Raw genomic sequence first — 17,248 nt, 5'->3', positions numbered from 1 at the left:
GACTTACTCCTTAAAGGTTAAATGGCCGCCTAACTTAAAGCGGGAGCCCGGATGGGTCAGCGTGGCGAAAGTCACCACGCCACCTGAGCTCCAGGTGCGGCGCAAAATTCTGAGACAAGGTTCGTGACGGTCGATACTTAAGTATTGGCAGAGAGTATTGACCGGCAGAATAGCTTCAATTTGATGACTGGCTTCGGTGAGCGGACTAACCACACACAAATATTCGTGCGGGGTTACCTTGCTGTAGTCCTGCTTAAGATAATCGGGAACCAGTTTGGGGTTAACAAAACGTTCTTCCAGCTGCACCGGCAAGTCATTTTCATAGTGAGTGATTAGCGAATGAAATACCGGGCTCCCTTCTTCCAGCTCCAGCGCTTCAGCTACCTGAGTCGAGGCGGGTTGTTCTTTCAGCATATGCACTTTGGCGCGGTAATCGTGGCCACGTGAACGCACTTCATCGGCAATATTGCGAATGGCCATGAACGAGGTTTGCGATTTAATTGGCGCAACGTAGGTACCAGAGCCCTGAGTCCGAATGACCAGCCCCTCATCGGCCAGTTCCTGTAGCGCGCGTCTTGCCGTCATTCGACTGACAGAAAACTGCGCCGACAAGGCATTTTCTGAACTGACAGGGTGGTTTTCAGGCCACTCACCGGATTCTATCTTCAGATAAATATGCTGTTTTATCTTTGAGAACTTGTTCATCCCGACCCCAACATGTAAATGACATGATTCGATGTTTTTGAGGCTAAAAGTCTAGTTCAGAATAATTGTATATACAAGCAGCTTTTGCTACTCTTTTATCAGAACCAACCTTAAAGGACTGTTATGCAACGCATAGAAAATATCAACGCAGCGACAATGACTGATGATAAGGGTTATGGCCTTATCCAGGACGCTACAGTCATTATTAATAAGGGCAAAATTGAATTTGTGGGTGCCGCTTTTGACGCCCCCGCCACCCCGACTGCAGAAGTCATTGACGGTAACGGTGGTCTGCTGACTCCCGGGTTAATTGATTGCCACACTCACCTGGTATGGGCCGGATCCCGCGCTAACGAATTCGCGCAACGCCTGCATGGCGCCAGCTATCAGGAAATTGCTGAGCAGGGCGGCGGTATCAAAAGTACGGTTAAAGCCACCCGCGAGGCCTCCGCAGAAGAGTTACTGACACTGGCGTTAGAGCGCGCAGAAACGCTCATGTCACAAGGAGTTACCACCATAGAAGTGAAGTCCGGTTACGGCTTGGATCTGGAAAATGAGCGCAAACAATTAACCGTAGCGCGTCAGTTAGCCGAACAGTTACCGGTGAACATTAAAACCACTTTGCTGGCGGCACACGCAGTGCCACCTGAGTTCAAGGATAACGCCGACGGCTATATTGAAGAAATTATCCAAAACATTTTACCAACGCTGGCTAATGAAGGCCTGGTCGACGCGGTTGATGCTTTTTGTGAAAGTATTGGATTTAGCCCGGCACAAACCGAAAAAGTATTTAAAACGGCAAAAGACTTAGAACTGCCAATTAAGCTTCACGCCGAGCAAATCACCAACCAGAAAGGTGCCAAGCTGGCCGCGGATTATCAGGCATTATCGGCTGATCATCTTGAGCAACTGGATGAAGAAGGTGTTAAGGCCATGGCCGAAAATGGCACGGTGGCGGTGTTATTGCCCGGCGCATTTTACTTCCTGCGCGACACGCAAAAACCGCCAGTTGAGTTACTGCGCAAACACGGGGTGCCTATGGCTATTGCCACCGATGCAAACCCGGGTTCATCACCGATTCATAACTTACCGTTAATGCTGCAAATGGCTGCGACTTTTTTCCACATGACACCGGAAGAGTGTCTGCGGGGCGTTACCGTCAATGCAGCAAAAGCATTAGGCGAAAACCAGCGCGGCGTTATTGCAGAAGGCTGTTACGCAGATTTAGCACTATGGAGTTGCAAAGACGCCGCTGAGCTCACGTACCAGTTTGGTGTGAACCCGTTAAAAACCTTATGGTTTAACGGCGTCGCTCACGACCGTGTAAGTAAGCCGTGGTCAGCTCGCTAAGCAACTGTCCGCATATTTTCATGCCTTCGTCGAAGCCGGTACTGCACAAAGAAGGAGCGGCTTCGGCAAGGTGTAAATAACGCGCTTCGTTCACCTCTGCTAAGCGCTTAACGTACTGAAAACCCTGCCCCAGACTCAAACCAACATAGTTTACAGCGCTGGCTGGTACGGCATTTAATGCATCAACATCAACTTCAATACCTAGCGGCCTCTGCCAGGACACGGCTTTTGCTACCACTTCGTCCATCACCTCAACAAATGGACGCTCATATAAGCGATGCAGTGTATGGTAACGCATGCCAGCGTCTTGCAGCTGACGCAGGCTACTGGCAGAGTTTTTGCCCTGATGCAAACCAACAATATGGTAAAACTCCAGCGCACCTTCCATATAAGCGTAACTAAAGCCATTGCCGGAGTGGCGGCCTTCGCGCGGACGAAAGTCTGCATGAGGGTCTAAATTGACCGCACCACAAGCTTCCTCTGTCACTTTATGCAAACTCTTCAGCAGCGGATACGCATTATTGTGACCCCCGCCAATAACAATCACCTCAAAACCCTGCTCGAATAACGGCGTCAGAATTTTCTCGACGCGGGCATCAACCTGCGCGCAAAGTTCACGTAAAGTGGCCAGATCATGGGCGTCTGTAGCATCGAGTTCAGCGGCCTTTTCGTTTAAGTCGTCGCAATTAACCGCTCCAACCAACAACATCTCGTGCGTGGAAAGTAACCCCGTTTTTTGCAGGTTTAAGAAGCTTTTCAAAAAAGCCTGCCAGCCGTCATCGGCACCGGCGCGACCAAGGTTGGCTCGCACACCGATACTCTCGGGAATACCGACTAATGCTACACGCTGGCCGTCTTCCCAGGCTGCCGCCAGGCTTTCTTCGTAAGTGCCCTGTTCAGAGAGCACCCGAATGGCCTGGCCAATTTTAGTTTCCTGTTCACGTACCGTGACCCATTTTGCCGGGTCGGTCAGTTCTAAGTAAGAGATGTCACTCATCATTCAATATCTAATGGTTCCGGAGACAAGATAACGCCAGTAGTATCGATATAAAGGTGGTCTTCCGGCAAAAAGGTTACGCCGCCAAAGTTTACCGGCACATTCAGTTCACCTACGCCTTCGCTAATAGCGCCAACCGGAATAGAAGCAACACCCAGAATCCCAATATCCAGCTCTTCCAGCGCGTCAACTTCGCGCACGGCGCCGTAACAGACAATGCCTTCCCAGTCGTTATCCATGGCTTGCTCAGCAATAGCTGCATCAACCAGAGCACGGCGTGATGAGCCACCACCATCAATCAATAAAATCTTCCCACCACCGTCGGCAGCAATGGTTTCCTCAATAAGCCCTTTATCTTCATGGCACTTGATAATAACCAAACTACCACCAAAAGAGTTGCGGCCTCCGTAAGACTCAAACATGGGTTCAACCACATCGACCATATCGGGGTATAAATCGCAAAGTTCTGAAGTGTTGTATTCCATGATTGTATTCCTGACGTTGCTATAGCAGTAGCTGGCAGTATACCTGCTATCCGGTGCGGACAAAAGCAACCTGATAGCGGTAACGAAACCCTTGAATTATAGAATAAAAACCCGTTTAATCTAACTAACCATAATAATAATAAAGTGAATTGCTATTTTCATGCCCCAGCTCGACCTCATGACCAGTCTGGCTATAGAGACCTTTGCGCATTCAATACAGGCAGTTTTTCTGCTCGGATTTGCCGCTTTACTGATGTATTACCATAGATACTATCAACGCGATTATCTAGGTTACTGGGCTTTCGCCTGCTGTGCATTTGGTCCTGGAGAAATCATCAGAGCCTTTTTGGCCGGAAGCGCAATGGTCGCGCCCGAGTCTGCGCTTAGCTGGTCCAGTGGTTTACAAGGGGTCGCTTTAACCTGCCAGTACCTAGCCATTTCGTTTATTGCCCTGGGTGCCTCTTGTGCCGCTTTTAATAAAAAACCGCAAAACTACTGGCAATATATAGCTTATGGGGTGTCGTTGGTTGGCGGTATTATTTCCTATTTTTGGCTAGATCCCACCATAAGCGATGCGGGTAACACGCCCAATGCCGGATTTATGCGGTTTCTGGTCACTGGCGTAGCGTTAATCGCTATCAGCTTGCTTATGTGGCGGAAATTAGGAAGCGGTATCGGCCCCAAATTGGTGTCCGGTGGCTTTTTCAGTATCGGCTTTAAGAATTTAGTCGTACTTAGCGTTATTTTTTCTTTACCCGGAAACGCTGTGGACTGGGCTCTCAGCTTTCAGGCGCTTTTAAATATCATTATAATTGCGGCGATTATCGTCGGTATTATCATTTGGTTGCTGGAATCTGAGCGCAATACCGCAGTTCGCGCCATCCAAAGAGCCGAGTATCTGCACACCCATGACGCGCTGACCGGAGTCTCTAACCGTGACCAGCTAGTCAGTAAAATCCCTTTATTCATCGAGTATTGCCGCAGTAACAACCGTCAATTAACCATTATGCTTGTTGGCGTCAGTCGCTTTAAAGTGGTTAACGAAAACATTGGTATTCGCGGTGGTGACCAGGTGCTAAAAGAAATTGCGCGACGCCTGCAAAACTTTCGCAAACAGCCTCTGGCGGTATCCCGTATCAGTGGCGATGTCTTTGCTCTTGCCTTTGATCATTTAAAAAGCCGCAGTCTTATAAAAGATTTAGCTACAGAACTTCAGGACACACTGAGTAACCCCATTGAAGTGGGCGAAAAAACGCTGAATATTGCCGCGGGTATTGGTATTGCACGCTACCCTCAGCACGGCAGTCGATCGGAAGTTCTACTCAATAAAGCAACCATTGCGCTGACTCAGGCAAAGCAGTCACACCAGCCCAGTGTTACCGTTTATGAGCGGGGTATGGATGAGATGTACTCCTATCTGGTTGATATGGAGCCAATTTTACGCCGCGCTATGCAAGAGAATGAGTTCACTCTGTATCTTCAGCCGCAGTTTGACTTTGACCATCAACAGCTTTGTGGTTTTGAAGCCCTGATCCGTTGGCAGCACCCGGAACGCGGTCTGCTGAGTCCGGCGGAATTTCTGCCTTATATCGAGCAATTGGGGCTTTCCACCGAACTGGATGACTGGGTACTGAACCACGCGGCTGCTATCCTTGCTTCCTGGAAACAAAAGTTTGGTCTCTGCTGGCCCATAGCGGTGAATTTATCAGCGCCACAATTTCAGCATTTTCAGTTAATAGAAAAAATGCAGCGATTACTGGAAGACTACAATATATCGCCCGAATGGCTAGAGCTTGAGATCACCGAAAACGTGGCCATGTCAGATTTACACAACGGCATGAGTGTTATCCAGCGGTTACGGGAAATGGGTTTTGGTATTTCTATTGATGACTTTGGTACCGGGCACTCCTCCCTGGCTTACCTTCGCTCATTACCTATTAACAAAATTAAAATAGACCGCAGCTTTGTCAGCGAACTGCAGCAAAATAATAACGATGTCACTATTTTAAAAGCCATGATCCGCTTGTCTCATGGCCTGGGTAAACGCGTTATTGCCGAGGGCATTGAAACCCAAGAACAGCAGGACATGTTGCAAAAGCTGGGTTGCGACATGATGCAGGGCTATTTTTACTCACCCCCAATGCGCCTGCAATTTGCTGAACAGTTGATTGAACGCCAAATTCAAGGCGACAAAAAGCCGTTGCCACCCGGAGAGTTTGCAACGGCTTTCTAGCTCTACGATTTCTGCAGAGTATTTTTACAGGATAAAGCGGCTTAGGTCTTCGTCTTGCGATAGCTCACCGACATGTTCATTCACGTAATCGGCATCAACAACCAGTTTCTCACCGCTGTGGTCAGTAGCATGGAAGGAAATTTCTTCCATTAAACGCTCCAGCACCGTATGTAAGCGACGCGCACCAATGTTTTCTGTCGTTTCGTTTACATGGAATGCCACTTCGGCAATACGCTGAATGCCTTCTTCAGTAAAGCTCACTTCAACGCCTTCAGTGTTCAGCAGAGCATGGTACTGAGTCGTCAGCGACGCACTTGGCTCTGTCAGAATACGCACGAAGTCGCCACTGGTCAGTGCTTCCAGCTCAACCCGAATAGGCAAACGCCCCTGTAATTCAGGAATTAGGTCTGACGGCTTACTCATCTGGAATGCACCAGAGGCAATAAACAGAATATGATCAGTTTTTATCATACCGTGCTTGGTATTCACCGTGGTTCCTTCAACCAAAGGCAGCAAGTCGCGCTGCACACCTTCGCGGGAAACATCTGGCCCGCTGGTATCGCCACGCTTACAAATCTTGTCAATTTCATCTAAAAAGACAATGCCGTTTTGCTCAACCGACTCAATAGCAGCTTCTTTTACTTCGTCGGGGTTCAGCAATTTCGCCGCTTCTTCCTCGACTAGCTGCTTGTAAGCATCTTTAATGCGCATTTTGCGGGCTTTTGTCTTATCGCTGCCCATGTTCTGGAACATGTTCTGCAACTGCGACGTCATTTCTTCCATACCCGGCGGCGCCATAATTTCAACACCCATTTGCGGCATGGCTAAATCAATTTCAATTTCTTTGTCGTCCAGCTGGCCTTCACGTAACTTCTTACGGAATACCTGACGCGTACCACGCTGGTCATCATTTTCCGGCGTCTCTTCCTGTTGCTGAGCCCAACCAGAAGAAGACTGCTTCGCCGGTGGTAGCAGCACATCCAGAATACGCTCTTCCGCCGCTTCTTCAGCACGGTAACGTACCTTTTGCATCATTTCTTCGCGCGTTTGTTTCACCGCTACGTCGGTTAAATCCTTAATAATGGATTCAATTTCTTTGCCCACGTAACCCACTTCTGTGAACTTAGTCGCTTCAACTTTAATGAAAGGCGCTCTCGCTAATTTCGCCAGGCGGCGGGCAATTTCCGTTTTACCCACACCGGTAGGGCCTATCATTAAGATATTCTTAGGCGTTACTTCCTGACGCAGCTCGTCATCCAGTTGCATCCGGCGCCAGCGATTACGCAAAGCAACGGCGACAGCGCGTTTTGCTTTATCCTGGCCAATAATATGTCGGTTTAATTCGTCTACAATTTCTCTTGGGGTCATCTCAGACATCTTATTTTTTCCCCTGCTTCGTTTTGTCTTCAGCAATAGACTCTTCTTCTTCAATGGTCTGGTTGCCGTTGGTGTACACGCAAATATCGCCTGCAATGGTCAGTGCTTTTTGCACAATGTCGCGGGCATTCAAGTCGGTATTTTCCAGCAAAGCTCTTGCTGCCGACTGCGCAAACGGCCCACCCGAGCCAATCGCAATAAGGTCATTCTCCGGCTGCACAACGTCACCATTACCGGTAATAATTAATGACGTTTCTTTATCAGCAACCGCGAGCAATGCCTCCAGTCGGCGCAAAGCACGGTCGGTACGCCAATCTTTTGCCAATTCCACAGCCGCACGCATCAGGTTCCCCTGATGTTGTTCAAGTTTGGATTCAAAACGTTCGAACAGTGTGAAAGCGTCTGCGGTTCCGCCGGCAAAACCTGCCAGCACTTTATCGTGGTATAGGCGACGCACTTTACGCGCATTACCTTTCATTACGGTATTACCTAAGGAAACCTGGCCGTCTCCGCCAATTACAACTTTATCGCCGCGGCGAACAGATACGATAGTAGTCAAAGCAAGACCCTCTTTTTTGTCTTAGTGACGTCGATGACAAGTATTTGAGGGTCTATATCGTATTTTTCAATGGTGTCAGCCGATTAATCCAGATTCCAGTTCCAGATAGCACAACCAAACACTTGATTGCGTTGAAGTTTATGACGGTCACTTTCAGCATCTCGTTTGGTTTCATAAGGGCCCAGAATAACCCGGTACCAAAGCCCATTGCTCCCTTCAGTCGAGCGTACCTGAGATTCAAGCCCCGCCATCGCAATTTGTGCACGTAACCTTTCAGCGTCTTCCTGCTGACGGAAAGAGCCACATTGCATCAGTTTCGGTGGACCCAGTTCGCGTTCAGGCACATCAACTTCCACCTCTTTACTTTTTAGCTCTTCTATATAGCGCCAGCGTTCAGCCGATTTCTCTGGCAATAAGTCAGCCGGTGGCGGTTGTACCTTTGGTTGTTCAACCTGTTCAGATTTACCGTTAATTTGCAGCAGAATATAGGTAAAAAATGCTATCAGGACAATGGCAACAGCGACCACGAACCAGGGCACCGGCTTACGCTCAGCAACGGGTTTTGCACCGCGTTGCTGCTTTTTATTGGTTCCCTTTTTCTTAGCCGGCTTACGTTTTGGCGGTTTTGGCTTACGATTCGCGTAATCCATAGTGCGTTACATCTTCTCCAGGGTTGGAATACCCAGTAATTCCAGGCCTTGCTTCAGCACGTTGGCGGTTAACATCGACAACTTCAGACGACTGTTACGAAGGGCTTCGTCTTCCTGATTCAAAATTGGGCAGGCTTCATAAAAACTGGAGAAGCGACCGGCCAAATCAAACAGGAAACCACATAAGAAATGCGGCATGGCTTTATCCTGAACCTGATGCAGCACTTCGTTAAAACGCACCAGCTGATTCGCCAGCGCCAGCTCGCGTTCGTCATCCAGAATAATGTCGGCGTTGCGGTCAAACGCTGTGTCGCCTAAACGGTCAAAAATACTGTTCACACGGGTGTAAGCATAAAGCAGGTAAGGTGCCGTGTTGCCTTCAAAAGTCAGCATGTGGTTCCAGTCGAAAATGTAATCGCTGGTACGGTTTTTTGATAAGTCCGCGTACTTAACCGAGCTAATACCCACCACTTCAGCAACGCGTTTTTGCTGCTCATCTGTTAAATCAGTCGTTTTCTGCTGCAGTAGCTCTAGTGCACGACGTTCAGCTTCATCTAATAAATCAGCCAGCTTAGTCACACCACCGTCACGGCTCTTGTAAGGTTTGCCATCTTTGCCCATCACGGTACCAAAACCGTAATGGTCAAGCTGTATCTCGCCTTCCACAAAACCGGCTTTGCGTGCCAGCGTAAAAATTTGGTCGAAATGCAGCGACTGACGCGCATCCACAAAGTACATCAGGTGGTCACCACCTAACTGTTTCTGACGGTATTCAATGGCGGCTAAATCGGTGGTGGCATAGAGATAGCCCCCGCCTTTTTTCTGCACAATAATAGGCAGCGGTTCACCTTCTTTACCTTTGTATTCTTCAAGGAATACGCATTGTGCGCCCTGATCTTCAGTCAACAGGCCTTTTTCTCGCAGGTGCTCAATAACACCCGGTAACTTGTCGTTGTAGGCGCTTTCAGCCATCACATCGTCACGAGTCAGTTTAACGCCTAAACGGTCGTAAACGTCCTGACAATGGCTCAGTGACACATCAATAAACTGGTTCCACAGCTTCAGGCAGTATTCGTCGCCCGACTGCAGTTTTACGACTAGCTGACGTGCACGGTCAGCAAACTCTTCGCTTTCGTCAAAACGTTGCTTGGCGGCTTTATAGAAAGTCTCCAGGTTGCTCAGCTCATATTCAGCAGACTGATTATCCAGCGCTTCCATGTACGCTAAAAGCATGCCGAACTGCGTGCCCCAGTCGCCCACGTGGTTCTGACGAATGACTTTATGCCCTAAAAACTCACACACGCGCGACACGGCGTCGCCAATAATGGCAGAACGCAAATGGCCTACGTGCATTTCTTTCGCCAGGTTAGGCGACGAGTAGTCAATAACAATGGTTTTGCTTTCTTCTGCCACATCCACGTTCAGACTGTCGCTGTTCAGCATCGCGGTTAGCTGGTCTTTCAACTGGTTCTGCGAAATGGTGAAGTTAATAAAGCCCGGCCCGGCAATATCCATTTTCGACAACAGGGAGTTCTCCGGAACCGCTTCGACAATGGCTTCAGCCAGCTGACGTGGGTTCGATTTTGCTGGTTTGGCTAGCATCAATGCCAGGTTTGTCGCAAAGTCACCGTGTGATTTGTCTCGGGGGCGATCCAACTGAATCTTTACTGGGTGATCAGCAGGGATTTTTCCCTGTGTTTTAAGTTGACCAATGGCTTCGGCCAGTAACTGTTCAAGTTGTTCTTTCATTAATGCGACTACCTGTATGAAAAATCGAAGAGGAAATTCAAGACGCTTAGTTTAATCGCTACGCCCGATAAAAAAAACCGCTTAGTTGTCGATCAGCTAAAGTCTTGCGGATCAATATCCAGCGACCAGCGCACTTTTTTCAATAACGGCAAGGCGTTAATCTGCGGTAACAAGTGTTCAATAAGCTGAAATCGCAATTTACGTGACTGACAATGTAACAGCAATTGGTAGCGGTAACGACCGGCTTTACGTTCCATTAAAGCTGGCATGGGGCCCAGCAAAAATGCACCTTCCACCTGCGGCATTAACTGCTGAATTTGGGTCATGGCCTGCACCACAGAGTCTCTGTCGGTTGCTTCGCCACGGAACAGCGCCAAATAAGAGAACGGCGGCAAGTCACTTTGTTGGCGTTCAGCAAGTGCCGTCAGGGCAAAGTGCGAATAGCCGTTGTTGAGTAAGTCCTGAATTAAGTCGTGCTCCGGATGGTGGGTTTGCAATACAACTTTACCGGCTTTGTGCTCTCGCCCGGCGCGACCAGCGACCTGAGTATAAAGCTGTCCTAAACGCTCTGCTGCCCGGAAGTCCGCGCTGTAAAGCGCGCCATCAACATCCAGCAGCGCCACCAGCGTCACATGCGGAAAGTGATGGCCTTTTGCCAGCATCTGCGTGCCGACCAGCAGCGGATACTCATTGTTGGTGGCTTTTTGCAGATAATCGTCCAACTGACCTTTACGGCGGGTGGAATCCCGGTCAATGCGCAGCACCCCGCGACCCGGAAACATTTCTTTCAGACTGTGCTCTAACTGTTCGGTACCCACACCGTGCGAAATTAAGTGCGAGGAGCCGCAGGAGCCGCATTGCTTAGGTATCCGTTGCTGGCTGCCACAATGGTGACACTGCAGCTGGTGATGAGCTTTATGTACGGTGTAATAAGCGTCACAACGATGACACTGCGCCAGCCAGCCGCACTCGTGACACATTAACGCTGGTGCAAAACCACGACGGTTAAGGAACAGCAGTACCTGATTACCGCGTTCAATTTCTACCTGAATTTGCTCCTGCAATGCTTTAGAAACACCGGCTTTTATGGGCTGCTGTTTCAGGTCAATAAGCTCGTGTTTAACCATTTGCGCGCCACCAGCGCGCTGCCCCAGCTTAAGCCAATGAAAGCGTTTGCTGACCGCGTTATTCAGCGTTTCCAGCGAGGCCGTTGCACTACCCAGCACCAGCGGAATATCCAGCAACGCCGCCCGTTTAATGGCAATGTCCCGGGCATGGTAGCGAAAGCCGTCCTGTTGTTTGTAGGACAAGTCATGTTCTTCATCGACCACAATAAGCCCTAGCTTCTGGCAGGGCGTAAACACCGCCGAACGGGTGCCGATAATAATTGCTGCATGTCCGTGTTTTGCATCCAACCAGGTATTTAAACGTTCTCTGTCACTCATGCCCGAGTGCAGCATGACCACCGGTGCGTCAAAGCGTTCTTTAAAGCGCTGCAAGGTCTGTGGGGTAAGGCCAATTTCCGGTACCAGCACTAATACCTGCTCGCCGCGCTCCAGTACCGGCTCCATGGCTTGTAAGTACACTTCGGTTTTACCACTACCGGTAACGCCTTCCAGCAGCAAAGTGCTGTGCTTTTGCTGCTGGTTAATGGTAGAAACCGCCACCGCCTGCTCAGTATTTAACGCATGGCCCTGCTCTCTTAACACCGATGACTGCTTTTGCCAGCCCTGATTCTTAGTCGGTGCCTGCTCGCGCACTTCAATCCAGCCTTTATCCTGCAAGGTGCGCAGCACGGCTGAGGTCACACCTATATCGGTTAAGTCGCTGCGCCTGAGCGGCTGATGTTTAAGCGCTGCCAGCACTTGCTGCTGCCGCGCGGCCCCTTTTAAATCATTAATGGACTGCGCCCGGCCTAAATCGGTCAGCGCATAAAAAGTTTCGGTCAGGTATTCCGGCGCATCGCCTTTGCGCAACAAAACCGGCAGGCTATTGGCGGCTACGTCCCCCAATGAATGGTGATAGTAGTCAGAAGACCAGCGTACTAGCTGCCAGATATCATCAGGCCACAGCCGCTGCTCATCCAGAACCGAAGCGACGAACTTCAATTCAAATGTTGGCGGTTCGTCATTGGCTTCGGCAACCACGTAACCCACTAACTGACGCTGGCCAAAAGGCACGCGCACGCGGACTCCCTGCGGCAGTGGCTCGGCACTTTTGCACAGATAATCATAGGTTTGTCGAAGAGGTAGCGGCAGTGCGACTTTATAACGTCGTTCGCTACCGGTGCTGGCTTGCTTCATGGCTCTATTCTGGAACGCTACCGCGCAGAATACAAGGCAGCAGATTCTACTTGATCACAGGCTCAGGATCACATAAAATGCGCGGCTCTTAATTCATTGATGTTTTTTTGCGCATGGTGTTCGGCTTTGGATCGAATGGCGATGCGGCCCATAACTGAGGTAACCCCATGAAACAAGGTATTCATCCTAAGTACGAGACTTTAAAAGTCAGCTGTTCTTGCGGTCACACGTTCGAAACACGTTCAACCCGCTCAGAAGATCTTCACCTGGACGTATGTTCAGAGTGCCACCCGTTCTACACTGGTAAGCAACGTGTAATGGACACTGGTGGTCGTGTTGATAAATTTAAGAAGCGTTTTGGTGCTCTGGGCAAGAAAGACTCCTAAGAAAACCTGTAGAAAACGCTGCTTAATAGCAGATTTTAAGAGAAAGGCGCTAAACAGCGCCTTTTTTTGTGCCCGCTTGCCTAAACCTCCTATTGTTAACGAAAAGTTAACTGGTGTACTTTTGAACACTCATTAAATTTAGTTCTCGTCATTCGGCATAAAGACGGAGGTAAGATTTGTTTCTTAGCATAAAAGCGATAGACTGATTGGCATTCTGATAACCAGACTCAGGTATCACCGCATGACAGATTTTCGCCAACAGGCACTGGATTACCACGAATACCCGACCCCGGGTAAAATTTCGGTTGAACTCACCACTCCCGCAGAAACCAGCAAAGATTTAGCTTTGGCCTACAGCCCGGGCGTCGCAGAACCTGTTAGGGAAATTGCACAGGACCCGGATGCTGCATACCGTTATACCGCCAAAGGCAACATGGTTGCGGTTATTACGAACGGAACCGCCATTCTTGGCTTAGGAAACCTGGGACCGCTGGCATCAAAACCGGTAATGGAAGGTAAAGCTCTGCTGTTTAAACGTTTCGCCGGACTGGACTCTATTGATATTGAAGTGAACCACCGCACCACGCAGGACTTTATCAACACCGTTGCTAACATTGCCGATACCTTTGGTGGTATTAACTTAGAAGACATTAAAGCCCCTGAGTGCTTTGAAATTGAACAAGCCTTAATAGAGCGCTGCAATGTACCGGTATTCCATGATGATCAGCACGGTACTGCCATTGTAACGGCCGCTGGTATGCTGAACGCGTTAGAAATTCAGGGTAAAAACCTGGCGGAGTCACGTATTGTCTGCCTTGGTGCTGGTGCTGCCGCCATTGCCTGTATGGAGCTTTTAATTAAATGTGGGGCACAACGCGAGCACATCTATATGCTCGACTCAAAAGGCGTTATTCACACCCGTCGTGATGACTTAAATGAATACAAACAGCTGTTTGCCAACAATACTGACAAACGTACGCTAAAAGACGTTATTGAAGGTGCAGATATCTTCGTCGGAGTTTCAGGACCAAACTTACTCAGCGCAGAAGAGCTAAAACTTATGGCACCTAACCCGGTTCTGTTTGCCTGCTCTAACCCAGACCCGGAGATTAAGCCGGAAACCGCTATGGCCGCACGTGATGACCTGATTATGGGCACCGGACGCTCAGACTACCCGAACCAGGTGAACAACGTTTTATGCTTCCCGTTTATGTTCCGCGGTGCATTAGATGTGCGCGCTACTGCTATTAATGACGAAATGAAGGTTGCAGCGGTGGAGGCCATTCGCCAGCTGGCGAAAGAGCCTGTTCCGGAATCAGTATTAAAAGCGGCCGGTGTCAAAGAGTTAACCTTCGGTCGTGATTATATTATTCCTAAACCAATTGACCCGCGCTTGTGCCCACGGGTATCGCGCGCCGTTGCCGAAGCTGCGGTGAAGTCCGGCGCAGCTAAAATCGATTTACCGAAAAATTATATGCAGGATTAATCGTCGAGCTCTTCGTCGGTCGGAATAGGTAATCCCCGGGCTTCCAGCTCTTCGCGTACCGCTTTGGGGATTTTATTCGGGTTAGATTTTTGCAAATCTTCATCTTCCGGCAGCGGCTGACCGGTAAAAGCGTGTAAAAACGCCTCACACAGCAGTTCGCTGTTGGTAGCATGGCGCAGATTATTAATTTGGCGACGAGTTCGTTCATCGGTCAGTACTTTTAATACGCGCGTGGGTATTGAGACCGTAACTTTTTTCACCTGCTGACTCTTACGACCGTGTTCAGCATAAGGGTAAATATATTCGCCGTTCCATTTCATTGTTATTGTCCCGCTATATAACAAAACCACATAAGTTATAATGAATTGTACCCGAATGAACGACCCCGTCAAATTTTATCCGTCTAGATGGCTAAAAGTTGCTGACATTTGCCTGACAATATTTTAGCCTTAGTAGCAGTAATCTAATTCAAGCGAGTAGTTAAGGAAGGCGGAATGACCACAACTCAGCTCACAGAAGAGCAAAAGCAAGCCGTTGCCGACAGCGTTCAGGTGCATAAGTTTGGCGGCAGCAGTCTTGCCGATGCGTTCTGCTATCGCCGCGTTGCCCGAATTGTAACCGAGTACGCGGGTGCCAGCGACTTAGTCGTTGTTTCCGCGGCCGGAGATACAACCAACCGCATTCTTGCCATTATTAATGCCAAAGCGCAGCCGGGCGACACCGCCAGCATTCTGCTCGATCAATTAGAGAGTTTTCAGCAAGGACTGATCACCGAGTTATTAAGTGGCGACTTACAAAAACAGTTGCTACTGCAATCGCAAAAAGACTTCACCCGCTGGCGTCGTTGGTTAGTCGGCGACGAAGCCATTAGCCATAACGCCGAGTTACTGTCGTACGGCGAACTCTGGTCTGCCCGCTTGTTATCAGCTTTACTGCAAAAACAGGGTACCCGCGCAGACCACATTGATGCCCGGGACTTTTTACTCGCCGCAGATGCCCCTGAACCCGTTATTCAGGTAGAGCATTCGCGTGAAAAGCTATTACAAAGAGTGGCTCCTCACTCGGGTACCCGCTTTATTGTTACTGGCTTTATTGCCCGCGGTTTAAACGGCGAGAGTTTAACTCTGGGGCGTAACGGCAGCGACTATTCAGCAACCTTAGTAGGCAGTCTGCTGGATACACGTCAGGTTACTATCTGGAAAGACGTGGCCGGCGTTTATTCGGCAGACCCACGCAAAGTAGAGCGCGTGGTCAGCTTACCAACATTAGACTGGACCGAAGCCGAAGAGCTGGCGCGTCTTGGCAGTCCGGTTCTGCACCCAAGAACCTTTCAGCCGGTTGACCGTCAACGCATGGTCATTTCCGTTCGCTCCAGTTTAAAAGTAGAAAATCAGCAAACTCGTATTGGCCAGTTCCAGAATACCCAGCCCCGCGGAAAAGTCTTCACTTCTCTGTCTGAGGTGGTGCTGTTTAAGGTTGAGCTGCACGATAAAGCCTTAGTAAAACGTCTGGATGAACTGGAATTAGAACCGCTGGTCAGCTGGACCGAGCCGGAGAATCATCAGCAGTATCTGGTGTTTCATCAAAATCACTTAGACTACCTGACCGGCTGGTTAGACAGTCTGGGCGCGGGTGATGCCATTACTCAAATTCGCGGCTATTCCATGCTGGCCATTGTCGGTAACCGCATTCAGGAAACCGACCAGTTCTCGACCTTTAAACTGCAACTTTCCGAACAAAAAGTGCGGCGTTTTGCGCTGACACAGAACGGTGACTCTGCTGTTGCTATTCTGGAACAAAAGCTTGATAACCGATTGCTCAACCGTCTGCACAGCCAATTATTCAATTACCGTCGCAGCCTGGGCGTTTTAGTCATTGGCCGCGGCAACATTGGTACGGCCTGGCTGGAACTGTTCCGACAGCAGCGCGACCGCATTAACCAAGTGATGGACGTTCGGGTTATGGGCATCGCCAACTCGCGGCGTTTATGGCTGGATTACAATGGCGTCGAGCTCACCCAGTGGGCGGAGGATTTCGACCGCCTGGCTCGACCCTATGTACTCACGGAACTGTTGCGCGAGCTACCAAATGCACCATACGACGAGATGGTCGTCATTGACTTGACTGATGCCAAGCAAGTCGCGCAACTGTATCCCAGCTTGTTCGCAAACGGTCTGCATATTATCAGCGCCAATAAGCGCGCGGGCTCCGCCGACGAAGCGTTGTACCGGGAAATTCGTACCATTCAGCACGAGTACGAGCGTGAATGGCTATACAACACCACGGTGGGTGCCGGGTTGCCGCTGAATTATGCCATAAACGATTTGCGAAATTCCGGCGACGAAATTCGCAGTATCTCCGGTATTTTCTCGGGTACCATGTCGTGGCTGTTTGAGAATTTTACCAAAGGAGTCACTTTCAGTTCATTGGTAAAAGAAGCCAAAGAGCGGGGTTATAGCGAGCCTGACCCTCGTGAAGACCTGTCCTGTCAGGACTTGGTGCGTAAATTACTGATTCTGGCACGCGAAATTGGCTTAAAACTGGACTGGCAGGACATTGAAGTAAAAAGCCTGGTACCTGAGCATTTACGTGAGCTACCACTTAGCGAGTTTATGCAACGCTTATCCGAACTTGATGAGCCCATGGCGGCGATGCTGGACGAAGCGGCTAAAGACGGCAAAGTGCCGCGGCTGCTGGCCAGCTTTACCGTCAGTGACGAGCAAAGAGTTACTGCTCAGGTTGGTATTGAATACATTCCGGAAGGGGACATGCTGGCCAACTTAATACCCGGCGAAAACATTTTCGTTATCTACACCGACTGGTATTCCGAAATGCCATTAGTTATTAGCGGACCTGGTGCGGGTAAACACGTTACTGCTGGCGGCGTGCAATCGGATCTCAATCAGTTACTGAGTAAACTGGCAGTGGGAGCTTAATGCTCCCACTAATTTGTTATTACACAGATTTT

The 17,248-nt window shown here is 49.4% G+C and carries 14 protein-coding genes; 5 read left to right on the top strand and 9 right to left on the bottom strand.

What is annotated here, in order from left to right; translation table 11 throughout:
• Positions 1–3: 3 nt before the first annotated feature.
• Complete coding sequence (gene hutC / locus DET62_RS06620; RefSeq protein WP_011235677.1) at positions 4–705, bottom strand: histidine utilization repressor; 702 nt, start codon at positions 703–705, stop codon at positions 4–6.
• A gap of 123 nt (positions 706–828) precedes the next feature.
• On the opposite strand from hutC, the gene hutI reads away from it, so the two are divergent.
• The gene (gene hutI / locus DET62_RS06615; RefSeq protein WP_011235678.1) at positions 829–2,055 is read left to right on the top strand and encodes an imidazolonepropionase; all 1,227 of its coding nucleotides are present in this window, start codon (positions 829–831) and stop codon (positions 2,053–2,055) included.
• Here hutI and DET62_RS06610 read toward each other — a convergent pair.
• Together DET62_RS06610 and rraA are read right to left on the bottom strand one after the other, a co-directional pair.
• Positions 2,006–3,055 (bottom strand): formimidoylglutamase, encoded by a 1,050-nt coding sequence (locus DET62_RS06610; RefSeq protein WP_034822755.1) that lies wholly within the window; start codon positions 3,053–3,055, stop codon positions 2,006–2,008. The two genes, hutI and DET62_RS06610, sit on opposite strands and share 50 nt — an antisense overlap.
• Positions 3,052–3,537: a ribonuclease E activity regulator RraA gene (gene rraA / locus DET62_RS06605; protein ID WP_034822757.1), complete on the bottom strand. Its 486-nt coding sequence runs from the start codon at positions 3,535–3,537 to the stop codon at positions 3,052–3,054. Before rraA ends, DET62_RS06610 begins: the two co-directional genes overlap by 4 nt.
• A gap of 160 nt (positions 3,538–3,697) precedes the next feature.
• On the opposite strand from rraA, the gene DET62_RS06600 reads away from it, so the two are divergent.
• Positions 3,698–5,770, top strand: coding sequence for a bifunctional diguanylate cyclase/phosphodiesterase (locus tag DET62_RS06600; RefSeq protein WP_110013479.1), 2,073 nt, complete (start codon positions 3,698–3,700; stop codon positions 5,768–5,770).
• 24 nt (positions 5,771–5,794) lie between these two features.
• Here the strand turns inward: DET62_RS06600 and hslU are convergent, their stop codons facing one another.
• The 5 genes from hslU to priA form a co-directional block, all read right to left on the bottom strand.
• Positions 5,795–7,147, bottom strand: a complete 1,353-nt coding sequence (gene hslU, locus DET62_RS06595) for an ATP-dependent protease ATPase subunit HslU (RefSeq protein WP_034822761.1) — start codon at positions 7,145–7,147, stop codon at positions 5,795–5,797.
• A 1-nt stretch (position 7,148) separates the two neighbouring features.
• Positions 7,149–7,706, bottom strand: coding sequence for an ATP-dependent protease subunit HslV (gene hslV, locus DET62_RS06590; protein ID WP_011235683.1), 558 nt, complete (start codon positions 7,704–7,706; stop codon positions 7,149–7,151).
• A gap of 83 nt (positions 7,707–7,789) precedes the next feature.
• Positions 7,790–8,356: an SPOR domain-containing protein gene (locus tag DET62_RS06585; protein ID WP_034822763.1), complete on the bottom strand. Its 567-nt coding sequence runs from the start codon at positions 8,354–8,356 to the stop codon at positions 7,790–7,792.
• Between the two features lie 6 nt (positions 8,357–8,362).
• Entirely contained in the window at positions 8,363–10,105 is a 1,743-nt protein-coding gene (gene argS / locus DET62_RS06580; protein WP_110013480.1) for an arginine--tRNA ligase, read from the bottom strand.
• Positions 10,106–10,197: 92 nt separating this feature from the next.
• Positions 10,198–12,408, bottom strand: coding sequence for a primosomal protein N' (priA, locus tag DET62_RS06575; RefSeq protein WP_110013481.1), 2,211 nt, complete (start codon positions 12,406–12,408; stop codon positions 10,198–10,200).
• Positions 12,409–12,575: 167 nt separating this feature from the next.
• Between priA and rpmE the strand changes: the two genes are divergently transcribed.
• Both rpmE and DET62_RS06565 read left to right on the top strand, forming a co-directional pair.
• Positions 12,576–12,794, top strand: a complete 219-nt coding sequence (gene rpmE, locus DET62_RS06570; RefSeq protein ID WP_011235687.1) for a 50S ribosomal protein L31 — start codon at positions 12,576–12,578, stop codon at positions 12,792–12,794.
• Positions 12,795–13,035: 241 nt separating this feature from the next.
• The gene (locus DET62_RS06565) at positions 13,036–14,280 is read left to right on the top strand and encodes a malic enzyme-like NAD(P)-binding protein (RefSeq protein ID WP_011235688.1); all 1,245 of its coding nucleotides are present in this window, start codon (positions 13,036–13,038) and stop codon (positions 14,278–14,280) included.
• On the opposite strand, the gene metJ is transcribed toward DET62_RS06565, so the two are convergent.
• A complete protein-coding gene (gene metJ, locus DET62_RS06560; protein ID WP_011235689.1) occupies positions 14,277–14,600 on the bottom strand; it encodes a met regulon transcriptional regulator MetJ in 324 nt (107 codons plus the stop codon). The genes DET62_RS06565 and metJ overlap by 4 nt on opposite strands.
• A 174-nt stretch (positions 14,601–14,774) precedes the next feature.
• Between metJ and DET62_RS06555 the strand changes: the two genes are divergently transcribed.
• Positions 14,775–17,216: a bifunctional aspartate kinase/homoserine dehydrogenase II gene (locus tag DET62_RS06555; protein ID WP_110013482.1), complete on the top strand. Its 2,442-nt coding sequence runs from the start codon at positions 14,775–14,777 to the stop codon at positions 17,214–17,216.
• Positions 17,217–17,248 lie beyond the last annotated feature (32 nt).

This window comes from Idiomarina sp. H2, from assembly GCF_004364275.1.
GTDB lineage: Bacteria > Pseudomonadota > Gammaproteobacteria > Enterobacterales > Alteromonadaceae > Idiomarina > Idiomarina loihiensis.
This window is presented reverse-complemented; position numbering and strand designations above follow the sequence as displayed.

Bases quoted from the DNA above. Each gene is read 5' to 3' on its own strand.
- argS (WP_110013480.1), bottom strand. From the start codon at position 10,105: ATGAAAGAACAACTTGAACAGTTACTGGCCGAAGCCATTGGTCAACTT.
- DET62_RS06585 (WP_034822763.1), bottom strand. From the start codon at position 8,356: ATGGATTACGCGAATCGTAAGCCAAAACCGCCAAAACGTAAGCCGGCT.
- DET62_RS06600 (WP_110013479.1), top strand. From the start codon at position 3,698: ATGCCCCAGCTCGACCTCATGACCAGTCTGGCTATAGAGACCTTTGCG.
- hslU (WP_034822761.1), bottom strand. From the start codon at position 7,147: ATGTCTGAGATGACCCCAAGAGAAATTGTAGACGAATTAAACCGACAT.
- rraA (WP_034822757.1), bottom strand. From the start codon at position 3,537: ATGGAATACAACACTTCAGAACTTTGCGATTTATACCCCGATATGGTC.
- metJ (WP_011235689.1), bottom strand. From the start codon at position 14,600: ATGAAATGGAACGGCGAATATATTTACCCTTATGCTGAACACGGTCGT.
- DET62_RS06555 (WP_110013482.1), top strand. From the start codon at position 14,775: ATGACCACAACTCAGCTCACAGAAGAGCAAAAGCAAGCCGTTGCCGAC.
- hutI (WP_011235678.1), top strand. From the start codon at position 829: ATGCAACGCATAGAAAATATCAACGCAGCGACAATGACTGATGATAAG.
- DET62_RS06565 (WP_011235688.1), top strand. From the start codon at position 13,036: ATGACAGATTTTCGCCAACAGGCACTGGATTACCACGAATACCCGACC.
- priA (WP_110013481.1), bottom strand. From the start codon at position 12,408: ATGAAGCAAGCCAGCACCGGTAGCGAACGACGTTATAAAGTCGCACTG.
- rpmE (WP_011235687.1), top strand. From the start codon at position 12,576: ATGAAACAAGGTATTCATCCTAAGTACGAGACTTTAAAAGTCAGCTGT.
- DET62_RS06610 (WP_034822755.1), bottom strand. From the start codon at position 3,055: ATGATGAGTGACATCTCTTACTTAGAACTGACCGACCCGGCAAAATGG.
- hutC (WP_011235677.1), bottom strand. From the start codon at position 705: ATGAACAAGTTCTCAAAGATAAAACAGCATATTTATCTGAAGATAGAA.